Origin of the sequence: Rathayibacter sp. AY1E3 (assembly GCF_002932235.1) — a bacterium.
Classification (GTDB): Bacteria; Actinomycetota; Actinomycetes; order Actinomycetales; family Microbacteriaceae; genus Rathayibacter.
Genome location: NZ_PSVN01000007.1, coordinates 44,816 through 58,493 on the forward strand (window position 1 = coordinate 44,816; position 13,678 = coordinate 58,493).

Genomic DNA, 13,678 nt, shown 5'->3' on the forward strand with positions numbered 1-13,678 from the left:
TCCGGTGGTCAGCGCCCGGCGCGCAGGAAGGCGAGGACCGCCAGCACCCGCCGGTGGTCGGAGCCCGAGTCCTCGAGCCCGAGCTTCTGGAAGATCGCGGTCACGTTCTTCTCCACGGCGCCCACGCCGACGAAGAGAGCGGAGGCGATGCCCGCGTTCGTGCGCCCCTGGGCCATCTGCTCCAGCACCTCCCGCTCCCGCGGGGTCAGCGAGGCGAGCGGGTCGCGGTTGCGCTGCAGGAGCGAGGCGACGACCTGCGGGTCGAGGACGGTTCCGCCCGCTGCGACGCGCTCGACTGCGTCGCGCAGCTCCTCCACGGAGGCGACCCGGTCCTTCAGGAGGTAGCCGAGTCCGCCGTCGCCGGAGCCGAGCAGCTCCTGCGCGTAGGTGACCTCGACGTACTGGCTGAGCAGCAGGACCGACACCTGCGGGTAGCGCCGGCGGATCTCCAGCGCCCCGCGGACGCCCTCGTCGCGGAAGGTCGGCGGCATCCGGACGTCGAGCACGGCGACGTCGACGCCGGCCGGGTCCCGCGCCAGATCGGCGAGCAGGGCGTCCGCGTCCCCGAAGGCGCCGACGGAGGCGAACCCCGCGTCCTCGAAGAGGCGGACCAGGCCCTCGCGCAGGAGGACCGAGTCCTCGGCGATGGCGACGCGGATCACGGGCACGCCCTCAGGATAGGACGGCCGGGCGGTAGGGGACGTGCACCCCGACCGTGGTCGGCCCGCCGACCGGCGACTCCACGCTCAGGATCCCGCGCAGGCCCCGGACGCGCCCGCCGACCCCCTCGAGACCGTGACCGGCGACCGGCGACGCCCCGCCGACTCCGTCGTCGACCACCCAGGCGTCGAGCCAGCGCTCCCCCGGAGCGCCGGAGTCGCGGGTGTCGAGGTGCACCCGCACCGATCGGGCACCGGAGTGCTTGGAGACGTTGGCGAGCAGCTCGGCGACGACGAAGTAGACGCTGCGCTCGACCTCGGGCGGCACGTCCGCCACGGGGTGCTCGGTGAGGACCTCGACCGGCACCGGGCTGAGCTCGGCGAGCGAGTGCACCGCCGCCTCGAAGCCCCGGTCCTGCAGGATCGGCGGCGCCACTCCGCGGGAGAGGGCGCGCAGCTCGTCGAGCGCGGCGCGCACGTGCTCGCGAGCCTCGTCGACCAGGCGGGCGGCGGACTCCGGGTCGGCGGCGAGTCGGTTGCGGGCCGAGGCCAGGTCCATCTGCACCCGGATCAGGCGCTGCTGCGGGCCGTCGTGGATGTCGCGCTCGAGCCGGCGCAGCGCGCGGTCCTCGGCGGCGACGGCTGCGCCGCGGGAAGCGCTCAGCTCGGCGACCTCGCGCTGGAGCGCCTCCGACTCCCACGGGCCGAGCAGGAGACGGTCGACCAGCCAGTGCAGGAGGGAGAGGCCGCGGGTGGCGAACGGCAGGGTCGAGACGAAGAGGACGGTCGTGGCGACCGTCGCCGCGGCGACCAGTCCCGCCGGAGGCTGCGGGGCGCCCAGCAGAGCGGCCCCGCTCTCGGCCAGCAGGCGGGCCGGACCGGGGGCCCCCGTGAGCGCGGCGGCCACCGTGCCCGGGCCCGCCCAGGTCCACAGCGCGAGGAGCAGTCCGGACAGCAGCGCGAGCACCGGAGCCACGACGAGCGTGTGCAGGAGAGCGAGCCAGTAGTGCCCGTCGATCACCGGACCGTAGAGGGCGAAGGTCGAGGGAGTGACGGCGGAGGGCGGTCGCCGCCACTGCGGCCGGGGGACGGCGGGCCGTCCGGCCAGCACGTCGAGGCCGACGGCGGCCCGCGAGAAGAAGCGCGCCGTGTAGAGGGCGGCGGGCAGGAACACCAGGCCGATCAGGACTCCGACGAGCCCGAGCGCGACGGCCAGCGCGACGCCGGCGCAGAAGGCACCGAGGAGCGCGACCGGGATCGCGGCCACCAGCGCGAGCACCTCCCGGGGCAGTCCGCGCCAGAGCCGGAGGTAGGCGCGCGAGGCCTCGCCGAGGGCCGTCGATGCTCCGCTCATCCGCGCCTCCTGTCCGCTCCCGCCGCCGCCGCGACCCGGTCGAGCGTACCGGCGGCACGGCTCCGGGCACCCGGGGGGAAGCCCCCGTGACGCCCCTCCGCGACCGAGGTGAGCCTGTCCTTCACCGGACTGAGCCGAGCCTGCGCTTCCTTGCGGCGCCGGGGGATCTGCGTACTGTTGACGATCAGTCACCCCCTCTCGAAAGGACCAGACGATGTCCACCACGTCCGTCACGTCGCTCACCTCGTCGAACCCGGATGTCGCATCCGGAGTCGCTCAGTTCCTCAGCCCCGTCGTCATCGAGATGACCGCGCTCGCCGTCAACGGCAAGCAGGCGCACTGGCACGTCCGCGGCGCCAACTTCATCGGCGTCCACGAGCTGCTCGACGCGATCGTCGGCCGCGCCATCGAGTGGGCCGACCTCGCCGCGGAGCGCGTCGTCGCCCTCGGCCTCCCGGTCGACGCCCGCATCCAGACCGTCGCCTCGGCGACGCGGTCCGAACCCCTCACCCCCGGCTTCCAGCGCTCCGAGAACGCGATCGTCGAGATCATCCGCCAGATGGACGTCGCCATCGCGACCGTCAACACGGCGATCGCCGAGCTAGCCGAGATCGACGCGAGCAGCCAGGACGTCGCGATCGAGATCGGCCGCGGCCTCGAGAAGGACCGCTGGTTCCTCTTCGCCCACGTCAGCGAGAGCTGAGCACCACGCCTCGACCGGCCCGCGGATCCTCGGATCCCGCGGGCCGTCGTCGTTCCCGGGCCCGTCCGCGCGATCCGGAGCAGCCGGTGTCGCGACAGGCGCGGGTCAGCCGCCGTGCGTGAAGCGGCCCGCCAGGAGGGTCGCGGCGACCGGCATGGATCGGAGGGCTCCTGCATCGGCGGCGAGCGGATCGCGGTCGACCACCACCAGATCGGCGGGATCGCCGGCCGCGGGCCTGAGCCGGCGCACCCGGGTCGAGGCGACGATCGCCTCCTCGACGCTCACCCGCTGCTCCGGATGCCAGGGCTCGTCGCCGGGCAGCGACCGCGCGACCGCGGCCGAGATCGCGACCCACGGGTCGAGCGGAGCGACCGGAGCGTCCGAGCCGAGCACCACGCGGGCCCCGGAGTCGAGCAGCGAGCGCAGCGGGAACGCCCGGCCGGTCCGTCCCGGCCAGTACCGCTCCGCCACCACGCGGTCGTCGAGCGCGTGCGCGGGCTGCACTCCGGCCTCCACGCCGAGCGTGGCGAACCGCGGAAGGTCGGTCTCCGCGAGCAGCTGAGCGTGCTCGATGCGGCCGCCGCCGACCCGGCCGAGCGCGTCCAGAGCCAGAGTCGCCGCGGCGTCTCCGATCGCGTGCACGGTGGAGCGGATGCCCCCGGCGGCCGCGCGGGCGAGCAGCTCGTCCAGCTCGGCGGGCTCCACGGTGAGGACGCCGTAGCCGTCGTGGTCGGCGTAGGGGTGGGCGCAGTAGGCGGTCCTCGTGTTGAGGGAGCCGTCGATCAGGACCTTGAGCGGGCCCATCCGCAGCAGGCCGTCACCGCCGTCGAGCTCGTCGCCCGTGCGCAGTCCCTCCGCGAGGGCGCGTTCGAGGTGGTCGCGGTAGACGCCGGTGTCGACGCGGAGGGAGCGGGTTCCGCCGTCGACGCGACGGGTCCAGTCCCCCGCGTTCCAGCGCATCTCGAGGTCGACGACGCCGACCACCCCGCGGGCCGCAGCCCGCCGGGCCGCCGCGTCGGCGAGCGCGTCGAGCTCGTCGTCGCCGAGGGCTCCGAGTGCGGTGACGAGCTCGAAGCAGGCGTCCTCGCGCAGCAGCTCGGGCTCGGGAGCGACGGCGTAGCGCCGGTACGCGGCGGAGTTCAGCCAGGCGCAGTGCAGGTCGCCGCTGATCAGCACGACGGGCCGCTCCGGAGAGACCTCGTCCAGGAGCGCGGTCGTCGGCGGCTCCGGCCAGAGGCCGTCGCGGAAGCCGAAGCCGATCAGCGTGCCGGTACCGGGCTCCTCCGCCAGGCGACGTCGGACCGTGTCCGCCGTTCCGCGGGCCGAGTCGGCTGACGAGACGTCCAGGCGCGGGGCCGTCATCGCCCACTGGGAGAAGTGGACGTGCTCGTCCCAGAGGCCGGGGAGCACCCAGCGCCCGTCGAGGTCGCGCACCTCGTCGCCCGGGGCGGCGGCGGCGTCCGGTCCGACCGCTTCCACGCGGCCGTCGCGCAGGAGCACGGCACCGGGTCGGGACGAGCCGAGGAGGCGGGCGCCCCGGAGCAGGAGACCGCCGGTCATCGGGCGGCCTCGCGGAGCGCGGGGCGGACGGCTCGGCGGGCGCGGGACCGGGCCGGCGTCTCTCCACCGGCGCTCACGACTGGCACACCGGGCACCAGTAGAGCTTGCGCGCGCCGATCTCCTCGAGCAGCACGTTCGTGCCGCAGACGCGGCAGGGCAGACCCTCGCGCTTGTAGACGTAGTTGCGCTCGGCGCGGCTGCGGACGGCTTTCGAGCGCTCGGTCTTCGTCAGGCCGCGGCGCGTGATCATCATCCCGGTCCGGATGCCGTCCTCGAGCAGGTCCGCCCAGTCCCGCCACAGCTCCTGTGCGAGCTCCAGCGGCACCTGCTTGCCGGGAGTGTGCGGGTCGAGGCCGGCGCGGTAGAGCAGCTCCGCGCGGTAGATGTTGCCGATGCCGCTGACCACGGACTGGTCCATCAGCACCAGCCCGACCGGCGTCGCCGTCCTGCGGAGCCGGTTCACGAAGCGGTCGCGCGCCTCGTCGGAGTCGTCGTCGGCCGGATCCGGACCGAGGCGGGCGAGGAGGGCCTCCACCTGGGCGGGGTCCATCACCTCGCAGGCGGTGGGGCCGCGCAGGTCGGCGACGGTCTCGTCCGTCATGATGCGCACGCGCACCGCGCCCACGGGCGGCGGCGGGAACTCGTCGAGATCGGAGTCGGTCTCGTGCTCCGTCTCGGAGAGGCGCACGGCGCGGCGGCGCCGGGGAGCGCCGATGCTGCTGCCGGCCTTCCCGTCCGGGAACAGGGGCGAGACGTGCCCGAGGAAGTCCCACGCGCCGTAGAGGCCGAGGTGGACGTGCAGCGTCAGGTCGCCCTCGAAGCGCAGCAGCAGGTGCTTGCCGACGGCCGTCGACTCGAGGACCTCGCGCCCGTCGAGGAGCGCGGCTCCCTCGGTGAAGCGGCCCTGGGGGCTGCTGGTCGCGACGCGGTGCCCGACGACGTCGCGCTCGAACTGCAGGGCGATCCGGTGGACGGAGTGCCCCTCGGGCACTCAGCGCTCCTTCGCGGCGGAGTCGACGACCCGGCCGGCGATGTCGCCGGTGGCCTCGTACTCGGCGAGCTGCGCGATGCGGCGCACGTGCCGCTCCTCGAAGGTGAAGGGCTCGGCGACGAACGCGTCGATGAAGCCGGTGGCCTCCTCGACGGAGTGCTGGCGGGCCCCGATCGAGATGACGTTCGCATCGTTGTGCTGGCGTGCCAGCACGGCGGTGCTCAGGTTCCACACGAGCGCCGCGCGCACGCCCGCGACCTTGTTCGCCGCGATCTGCTCGCCGTTGCCCGAGCCGCCGAAGACGACGCCGAGGGCCTCGACCCCCGCCTCCTGATCGCGGACGACCGCGGCGGCGGCGTTGATGCAGAAGGACGGGTAGTCGTCCAGCGGGTCGTAGGACGTGGGGCCGTGGTCGATCACGTCGTGACCGGCGGCGCCGAGGTGCTCGATCAGGTGACGGCTGAAGTCCAGCCCTGCGTGGTCCGTGGCGATGTGGATGCGCACGAGAGAACTCCTCCGGAAGAGCCGTCTGGGGCCCGCGGTGCCCGGGCCGGGAGTCAGAGTACCGCGAGTCGGCTCAGTCGAACTGCGGGTCGCGGGTCCGCGAGCGCTTGAGCTCGAAGAAGCCGTCGAAGGAGGCGGCGGCGACGATGCCGTCCCAGAGGGTCAGCGCCTGCTCGCCCCTCGGGATCGGCGAGATGACGGGGCCGAAGAAGGCGACGTCGCCGATCGCGATGACCGGGGTGCCGACGTCCTGGCCGACCCGCTCGATCCCGTCGAAGTGGGAGGCGCGCATCGGCTCGTCGTACTCGTCCGAGTCGGCGTGGGCGGCGAGCTCCGCAGGCAGGCCGAGCTCGGCGAGCGACTCGGCGATCACCGCGTCGACGTCGGTGCGCCCGCCCGGGTGGATCCGGGTGCCGAGCGCGTCGTAGAGCGGCTTGACGTGCTCGCGGCCCTCGCGCTCGGCGACGGCGGCGACCAGGCGGGTGTATCGCAGCGCGCGCGGGAGGAAGGCGCGGTACGAGTCGTCCACGTCCTTGTCCTCGTTGAGGACGGCGAGGCTCATGATGTGCCACTGCACGTCGAGGTCGCGCGCGGGGGTCACCTCGTCCACGAATCGCGAGGTCATCCAGGCCCACGGGCAGGAGGGGTCGAACCAGAAGTCCACAGAGGTCATGGGGACACGCTACGCCGCTCGCCGCGGCCGCGTCCGCGCTCCCCGGCGGCTCCGCAGGATCGGCGCCACGGGGCTCCATGGCGGGTCTCGGCAGCTCTAGGGTGGATCGGCGGCGCCCGCACCCCGGCGCCCGCGGCAGCGCCCGAGACGAACGGATGGAGCACCCCCGTGCCAGGAGACAACCTCACCCGGAGCGAGGCGCAGGAGCGCGCCTCGCTGATCCAGGTCCACGACTACGACATCGCCCTCGACCTGACCCGGGGAGCCGAGACCTTCCTCAGCACGACCACGGTGCGCTTCTCCGCCACCGAGGGCGCCTCGAGCTTCATCGACGCCGTCACGGGCACGGTCCACTCCGTCACCCTCAACGGCGCGGAGCTCGACCCCGCCGACGTCGCCGACGGCGTCCGGATCCGCCTCGACGCCCTGGCCGCGGACAACGAGCTCACCGTCGTCGCCGACATGCTCTACACCAACACGGGCGAGGGCCTGCACCGCTTCGTCGACCCCGTCGACGGCGAGGTGTACCTGTACTCGCAGTTCGAGGTGCCCGACTCCCGCCGCGTCTTCGCGGTGTTCGAGCAGCCGGACCTCAAGGCCGAGTTCCGCTTCACCGTCACCGCGCCCGCGCAGTGGCAGGTCGTGTCGAACCAGCCCACTCCCGAGCCGGTCCCGGCGGGCGAGGGGATCGCGACCTGGAGCTTCGAGCCCACCCCGCGCATCTCCTCCTACATCACGGCCCTCGTCGCCGGACCCTACGTGGTCGAGACCGACTCGCTCGTCTCCTCCGACGGCCGCACCATCCCGCTGGGGGTCTTCGCCCGGGCCTCGCTCGCGCCCTTCCTCGACGCCGACTACGTGTTCGAGAAGACGAAGCAGGGCTTCGCCTTCTACGAGGAGAAGTTCGGCGTCCCGTACCCGTTCGCGAAGTACGACCAGCTGTTCGTCCCCGAGTTCAACGCCGGCGCGATGGAGAACGCGGGAGCGGTGACCTTCACCGAGACCTACGTGTTCCGCTCCAAGGTGACGGACGCGATCAAGGAGCGCCGGGTCGTCACGATCCTCCACGAGCTCGCCCACATGTGGTTCGGCGATCTGGTCACGATGAAGTGGTGGAACGACCTCTGGCTCAACGAGTCGTTCGCCGAGTACGCCTCCACCCTCGCCACCGCGGAGGCGACGGAGTGGACCGAGGCGTGGACCACCTTCGCCGCGATGGAGAAGAGCTGGGCCTACCGCCAGGACCAGCTGCCCTCGACGCACCCGATCGTCGCGACCATCAACGACCTCGAGGACGTCCAGGTCAACTTCGACGGCATCACCTACGCCAAGGGCGCCTCGGTGCTCAAGCAGCTCGTCGCGTGGGTCGGCGAGAGGGAGTTCCTCGCCGGCGTCCACGAGTACTTCGTGAAGCACGCCTTCTCGAACACGGAGCTGCGCGACCTGCTGGTCGAGCTGGAGGCCACCAGCGGGCGCGACCTCACCGAGTGGTCGGCGCAGTGGCTCGAGACGGCCGGCGTGAACACGCTCCGCCCCGAGATCGCGGTCGACGAGAGCGGAGCGATCGCGTCCTTCGCGATCCTGCAGACCGCGGTCGAGGAGTACCCGACGATCCGCCCGCACCGCCTGGCGATCGGCCTGTACGACTTCAAGGGCGAGCGCCTCGTCCGCGTCGAGCGCCTCGAGCTGGACGTCGACGGGGAGCGCACCGAGGTGCCCGAGCTGATCGGCCGCACCCGTCCGGCGCTCGTGCTGCTCAACGACGACGACCTCGCCTACGCGAAGGTCCGCCTCGACGACGCCTCGCTCGCCGTGGCCGTCGAGCACCTCGCGAGCATCGACAGCCCCCTGGCCCGCTCGCTGGTCTGGGGCTCGGTCTGGGACTCGACCCGCGACGCCGAGTCGGCGCCGCGCGACTTCGTCCGCCTCGTCCTGGGCAACGTCGCGACCGAGACCGAGTCCACGACCCTGCGGACGGTGCTCAACCAGCTCGTCGCCACCGCCACCCAGTACGTCGCTCCGGAGTACCGGGCCGAGGTCGTCGAGGAGGCGGGCGATCAGCTGTGGACGCTCGCGCAGAGCGCCGAGCCGGGCAGCGACGCGCAGTTCCAGTTCGTGAAGTTCTTCGCCGCGATCGCGTCCACCCCGGCGCACCTCGAGGCCGTGCAGGCGCTGCTCGACGGCTCCACCGCCCTCGGCGGCCTCGACATCGACACCGACCTCGGATGGGAGCTGCTGATCGCTCTCGTCGCCGGCGGGCGGGCCGGTGCGGACGACATCGACGCGGCGCTCGCCTCGGACAACACGGCGACCGGCCAGCAGTCGGCCGCGCACGCCCGTGCCGCACTGCCGACCGCGGAGGCGAAGCGCGCGGCGTGGGACTCCGTCACGGCCGACGACTCGGCACCGAACACGATCGTCCGCTCGACGGGCCTGGGCTTCCAGCGCGCCGCCGACCCGCGCCTGCTCGACGCGATGGTCCCGGTCTACTTCGACGCCCTCCGCACCCTCTGGGAGTCGAAGAGCTACAAGATCGCCGAGTACCTGGTCGTCGGCTTCTACCCGGCCGCCACGCCCTCGCAGGAGATCGTCGACGCCACCCGCGCCTGGCTCGACGCGAACCCGGAGGTCCCGGCGCTGCGCCGACTCGTGATCGAGAACCTGGCCGGCGTGGAGCGTGCGCTCCGCGCCCAGGAGCGCGACACCCGGGCCTGACAGCGAGCCGCCCGGTCCCCCGGCGCTCGGCGCTGCGGGACCGGGCGGCTCTCCCCGCTCCCGGCGCCTAGCGCTGCGGGACCGAGCGGCGCTCCGGCCCGTCATAGGCGGACAGCGGCCGGATGAGTGCGTTCGAGCCCCGCTGCTCGATCACGTGGGCCGTCCAGCCCACCACCCGCGCGGCGACGAACAGCGGAGTGAAGATCCCGGTGTCGAAGCCCATCAGCCGGTAGGCGGGGCCGGACGGGTAGTCGAGGTTCGGCAGGATCCCCGTCCGCTCGGCCATCGCCGCGGCCAGGGCGTCGTACAGCTCCATCATCTCGCCGGCCCCCTCGTGCTCGGCGAGCCGCCGGAGAGCGGCGTCCATGGTCGGCACCCGCGAGTCGCCCGACTTGTAGACCCGGTGGCCGAACCCCATGACCTTCCGGCGCTGTCCGAGAGCCTCGGCGAGCCACTCGCGGGACCGCCGGTCCGCCTCCGGTCCGGTGCCGACCTCGTCGAGCACGTGCAGCACGGCCTCGTTCGCCCCGCCGTGGAGCGGTCCCTTGAGCGCTCCGACAGCGGCGGTCACGGCGGAGTGGACGTCCGACAGCGTCGACGTCACGACGCGGGCCGTGAAGGTTGAGGCGTTGAAGGAGTGCTCGGCGTAGAGCACCAGCGAGACGCGGAACGCGTCGACGACGACCGGCTCCGGCACCTCGCCGAAGGTCGTCCAGAGGAAGTTCTCGGAGTAGTCGAGGTCGTCGCGCGGCTCGATCGGCTCGAGGCCGCGCAGGCGGCGCTGGGCGTAGGCGACGATCGCCGGCAGTGCCGCCCAGAGCCGCACGGAGCGCTCCAGCACGGCCTCGGGAGCGTCGGCGTCCGGATCCTCCTCGAGCGCGCCCAGGACGCTCACCGCCGTCCGCACCACGTCCATCGGGTGCGCCGACAGAGGCAGCAGGTCGATCACGGTGCGCACCTCGGGGGCCAGGGCGCGGTGGGCCCGCTCCACGGCGGCCAGCCCGGCCGTCTCCTCCGCAGTGGGGAGCTCGCCGTGCCAGAGCAGCCAGGCCACGTCCTCGAACGAGGTCCCCGCCGCGAGCTCCTGCACGGGGTAGCCGCGGTAGAGCAGCGAGTTCGACGCCGGGTCGACCTTCGAGACGGCCGTCGTGTCGACGACGACCCCCACGAGTCCCTTGCGGATGTCCTGATCGGTCGTGCTCATCCTTCGCTCCTTCGCGAGAGGCGGGCGGCGGCGCCGGGGAGCGCCGCCGGTTCGTGCGGGTCGGCGCGCTCAGGCGCCGTAGTGGTCGGCGAGCGAGAAGTCGAAGACGCCCTCGTCGAAGCGGCTGTACGAGGCGTAGTCGAGGAGCTCGTAGAGCTCGGCGCGCGTCTGCATGCCCGGGACCTCCGAGCGGAGCGAGCCCTCCGCCTTGAGGGCGTCGAGTGCCCGCATCGCGGCGCCCATCGCGATCCGGAGCAGCGAGACCGGATGGATCACGACGTTCACGCCGACGTCGGCGAGCTGCTGCGCGGTGAACAGCTCGCTCTTGCCGAACTCGGTCATGTTGGCGAGGATCGGCACGTCGATCGCGGCGCGCACGGCCTCGAACTCGGACAGGTCGCGCATCGCCTCAGGGAACACTGCGTCGGCTCCGGCGTCGACGAGGCGCTTGGCGCGGTCGATCGCGGCCGGCAGGCCGTCGAGGGCGCGGATGTCGGTGCGGGCCATGATCACCAGGTCGGAGTCGCGGCGCGCGTCGACGGCGGCCGCGATCCTGCGCACCGAGGTCGCCTCGTCGACGACCGCCTTGCCGTCGAGGTGCCCGCAGCGCTTGGGGTTCACCTGGTCCTCGATGTGCAGCCCCGCGACTCCGGCGTCCTCGAGCATCTGCACCGTGCGAGCGACGTTCAGCGGCTCGCCGAAGCCGGTGTCCGCGTCGACGAGGACGGGCAGGTCGGTCAGGCGCGCGATCTGCTGCGAGCGGCCGGCCACCTCGCTGAGCGTGGTGAGCCCGATGTCCGGCAGCCCCAGCTCGGCCGAGAGCACGGCGCCCGAGACGTAGATCCCGTCGAAGCCCTTCGCCTCGATGAGGCGCGCGGAGAGCGGAGTGAACGCGCCGGGCAGCTGCAGCAGCTCGCCCGAGGCGAGGCGCTCGCGGAAGAGGCGGCGCTTCTCGGCGGGAGTCCGGGTGGAGTGGAGCATCGGGCGTCCTTCCCAGGGCGGTGTCCGGGTCCGAGCGGACCCGCCTCGAATCTATACGCGCTCGGGGCTCGTGCACCCGTCTCGGAGGGAGGCGTCCCGTAGCCTGGAGCGGTCATGCTGCTTCTTCAGACCTCCACCCCGGACCCTGTCGCCGCCACCGTCTCCTTCTTCGAATCCGAGCCCTTCTGGAAGGTGGTCGCGATCCTCGGGATCGTGCTGGGCGCGCTGCTGGTACGCGTCATCGCCCACTTCGTGATCGGCCGCGTCGTCGATCAGATCGTGTCGGGAGTGAAGCGCCGCCAGCGCGTCGAGGACACCCAGTCGATCGCCGCGTCGCCGCTCGCGGCCGTGCGGGTGGTGCAGCGCACGCGCACGCTCGGGTCGATCCTCAACAACCTGAGCTCGATCCTGATCGTCGTCATCGCCCTGGTCATGATCGTGACGACGATCGACAAGGACCTCATCGGCTCCTTCGCCCTGCTGACGGCCGCCCTCGGCGCGGGCCTCGGCTTCGGCGCGCAGAACATCGTCAAGGACGTCCTGAACGGGCTGTTCATGGTCGCAGAGGACCAGCTCGGGGTCGGCGACGTCGTCGACACCGGGCAGGCGACGGGCGTGGTCGAGTCGGTCGGCGTCCGGGTGACGCAGATCCGCGACGTCAACGGCACCCTCTGGTTCGTCCGCAACGGCGAGATCGTCCGGGTCGGGAACATGTCGCAGGGCTGGTCGCGCGTCATCGTCGACCTGGCCGTGCCCTACGAGACGGACCTCGAGCAGGTGCAGTCCACGGTCCTCGCGACAGCGAACGAGCTGGCGGCGAGCAGTCGCTGGCGGGCCCGGATCATCGACAAGCCCGAGCTCTGGGGCCTGGAGTCCATCGCCGACGACGCCCTGGTCATCCGGGTCGTGGTCAAGACCCGCGCAACCGCCAAGGACGACGTGGCCCGCGAGCTGCGCCTGCGCCTGAAGAAGTCGCTCGACGCGCTCGACGTGAAGCTCCCCTCGCTGGCCACCGTCGTCCTCGAGGGCTTCGAGGGGGCGACGAGCGTCGGAGGCGCCAAGCCGCCGCGGACCACGCCCTCCCCCACGATCAGCACCGAGCACGGCAAGCCCGTGCGGCTCCCCCGCGCGCTGCGGCGCGGGAGCGGGACGCCGCCCCAGGACGGCGGCGGCACCTCCGGCCCGACGGGAGCGCGCTCGTGAGCGGCCTGCAGATCGGCGGCACGCCTCCGCTGCGCAGCTTCTGGGAGCACATCGGCGGCCGGCCGACGTTCGAGCGCCTGGTCCGCCGCTTCTACGAGGGCGTCCGCGAGGACGAGGTCCTCTGGCCGATGTACCCCGAGCACGACCTCGAGGGCGCGATCCAGCGGCTGACCGGCTTCCTCGAGCAGTACTGGGGCGGCCCGGGCACCTACAGCGAGGAGCGCGGCCACCCGCGCCTGCGGATGCGGCACCAGCCGTTCCGGATCAACCCCGAGGCCCGCGACCACTGGCTCCAGCACATGCGGACGGCCGTCGACGATCTCGAGCTCGCTCCGGCCGACGACGCCCTGCTCTGGGACTACCTGGAGCGCGCCGCCCACGCGATGGTGAACACCTTCGAGGAGTAGCCGCTCAGCCCGGGGTGCGGACCAGCACGTGTCCGCGCCGTGAGGTGAGGCGGCGCCAGGCGCCGCTCTCGAGCAGGGCCACCGGGTCGTCGGCACCGAGGAACCCGAGCGCGAAGAGGGCGAACGCCGCTCCCGCCGGGACGTCCTCGAGGCCGTCGAGCGGGCGGCCCCAGACGCTCGACCGCACGCGGACGACGATCTGCTCGCCCGTCTCGGAGCCGACGGCCGCCGCGATCTCGTCGATCCCCTCGCGCGCGACGCGCTCCAGGAAGCCCGGGTCCACGGGCTCGCGCCGGGTCCAGCCGCCGCGGGGCGGGGAGACGCCCGCCCAGGGCCCCGCCGTCGCGTCGTCGCCGTCGGGCAGGACGACCGGCTTGCCGTCCGCTCCGCCCGGCTCCCACTGCAGGCGGGCGAGGCGGTCCGACAGCGCACGGATCGGCACGACCCGGTCGAAGCCGGCGGGCTCGTCGAGCGCGAAGACGCGCAGGCCCAGCACGGTCGCGGAGCGGTCGAGCAGACCGCGGGGCTGGAGGATCGGCGTGTAGGCGGCCAGCACGTGGTCGTCGGCGAGGAGCCGGACCGCACCGTCCTCGACCCGGGCCGAACGGCCGAGGAAGACGCGCAGATCCGACAGGCTGGGCGGATCCGCCAGGGAGAAGGACGAACTCATCGCGTCGATAAACTTACCCGAGGCCGCTCGCCCGACCGCCCGACACCCCGGAGG

Annotated in this window: 13 protein-coding genes; 4 read left to right on the forward strand and 9 right to left on the reverse strand. The window is 73.1% G+C overall.

Annotated elements, in window-relative coordinates; all coding sequences use genetic code 11:
- Positions 1 to 8: 8 nt before the first annotated feature.
- Both C5C53_RS07640 and C5C53_RS07645 read right to left on the reverse strand, forming a co-directional pair.
- Positions 9 to 668 (reverse strand): response regulator transcription factor, encoded by a 660-nt coding sequence (locus C5C53_RS07640; protein ID WP_104223696.1) that lies wholly within the window; start codon positions 666 to 668, stop codon positions 9 to 11.
- A 4-nt stretch (positions 669 to 672) separates the two neighbouring features.
- Positions 673 to 2,013 carry a histidine kinase gene (locus C5C53_RS07645; protein WP_104267229.1) on the reverse strand — a complete coding sequence of 447 codons (1,341 nt, stop codon included), beginning with the start codon at positions 2,011 to 2,013 and terminating at the stop codon, positions 673 to 675.
- Between the two features lie 214 nt (positions 2,014 to 2,227).
- Here C5C53_RS07645 and C5C53_RS07650 point away from each other — a divergent pair, with 214 nt between their 5' ends.
- The gene (locus C5C53_RS07650; RefSeq protein ID WP_104223697.1) at positions 2,228 to 2,716 is read left to right on the forward strand and encodes a Dps family protein; all 489 of its coding nucleotides are present in this window, start codon (positions 2,228 to 2,230) and stop codon (positions 2,714 to 2,716) included.
- A 105-nt stretch (positions 2,717 to 2,821) separates the two neighbouring features.
- Here C5C53_RS07650 and C5C53_RS07655 read toward each other — a convergent pair whose 3' ends face one another.
- The 4 genes from C5C53_RS07655 to C5C53_RS07670 form a co-directional block, all read right to left on the reverse strand.
- Positions 2,822 to 4,276 (reverse strand): amidohydrolase, encoded by a 1,455-nt coding sequence (locus tag C5C53_RS07655; protein ID WP_104267230.1) that lies wholly within the window; start codon positions 4,274 to 4,276, stop codon positions 2,822 to 2,824.
- A gap of 73 nt (positions 4,277 to 4,349) precedes the next feature.
- Positions 4,350 to 5,267, reverse strand: a complete 918-nt coding sequence (locus tag C5C53_RS07660) for an Fpg/Nei family DNA glycosylase (protein ID WP_104254926.1) — start codon at positions 5,265 to 5,267, stop codon at positions 4,350 to 4,352.
- The gene (locus C5C53_RS07665) at positions 5,268 to 5,771 is read right to left on the reverse strand and encodes a ribose-5-phosphate isomerase (protein ID WP_104223700.1); all 504 of its coding nucleotides are present in this window, start codon (positions 5,769 to 5,771) and stop codon (positions 5,268 to 5,270) included.
- 73 nt (positions 5,772 to 5,844) lie between these two features.
- A complete protein-coding gene (locus C5C53_RS07670; protein ID WP_104223701.1) occupies positions 5,845 to 6,444 on the reverse strand; it encodes a DsbA family protein in 600 nt (199 codons plus the stop codon).
- A 168-nt stretch (positions 6,445 to 6,612) separates the two neighbouring features.
- Here C5C53_RS07670 and pepN point away from each other — a divergent pair, with 168 nt between their 5' ends.
- Entirely contained in the window at positions 6,613 to 9,159 is a 2,547-nt protein-coding gene (gene pepN / locus C5C53_RS07675; RefSeq protein WP_104267231.1) for an aminopeptidase N, read from the forward strand.
- A 67-nt stretch (positions 9,160 to 9,226) separates the two neighbouring features.
- Here the strand turns inward: pepN and C5C53_RS07680 are convergent, their stop codons facing one another.
- On the reverse strand, positions 9,227 to 10,363 hold the full coding sequence (locus C5C53_RS07680; RefSeq protein WP_104267232.1) for a bifunctional 2-methylcitrate synthase/citrate synthase: 1,137 nt from the start codon (positions 10,361 to 10,363) through the stop codon (positions 9,227 to 9,229).
- A 69-nt stretch (positions 10,364 to 10,432) separates the two neighbouring features.
- The gene (prpB, locus tag C5C53_RS07685; protein WP_104223704.1) at positions 10,433 to 11,344 is read right to left on the reverse strand and encodes a methylisocitrate lyase; all 912 of its coding nucleotides are present in this window, start codon (positions 11,342 to 11,344) and stop codon (positions 10,433 to 10,435) included.
- A gap of 114 nt (positions 11,345 to 11,458) precedes the next feature.
- On the opposite strand from prpB, the gene C5C53_RS07690 reads away from it, so the two are divergent.
- Positions 11,459 to 12,547, forward strand: coding sequence for a mechanosensitive ion channel family protein (locus C5C53_RS07690; RefSeq protein ID WP_104267233.1), 1,089 nt, complete (start codon positions 11,459 to 11,461; stop codon positions 12,545 to 12,547).
- Positions 12,544 to 12,954 carry a globin gene (locus tag C5C53_RS07695; protein WP_279630823.1) on the forward strand — a complete coding sequence of 137 codons (411 nt, stop codon included), beginning with the start codon at positions 12,544 to 12,546 and terminating at the stop codon, positions 12,952 to 12,954. The genes C5C53_RS07690 and C5C53_RS07695 overlap by 4 nt, the downstream gene beginning before the upstream one ends.
- 4 nt (positions 12,955 to 12,958) lie before the next feature.
- On the opposite strand, the gene C5C53_RS07700 is transcribed toward C5C53_RS07695, so the two are convergent.
- Positions 12,959 to 13,624, reverse strand: a complete 666-nt coding sequence (locus C5C53_RS07700) for a hypothetical protein (protein WP_104267234.1) — start codon at positions 13,622 to 13,624, stop codon at positions 12,959 to 12,961.
- Between the last annotated feature and the right edge of the window lie 54 nt (positions 13,625 to 13,678).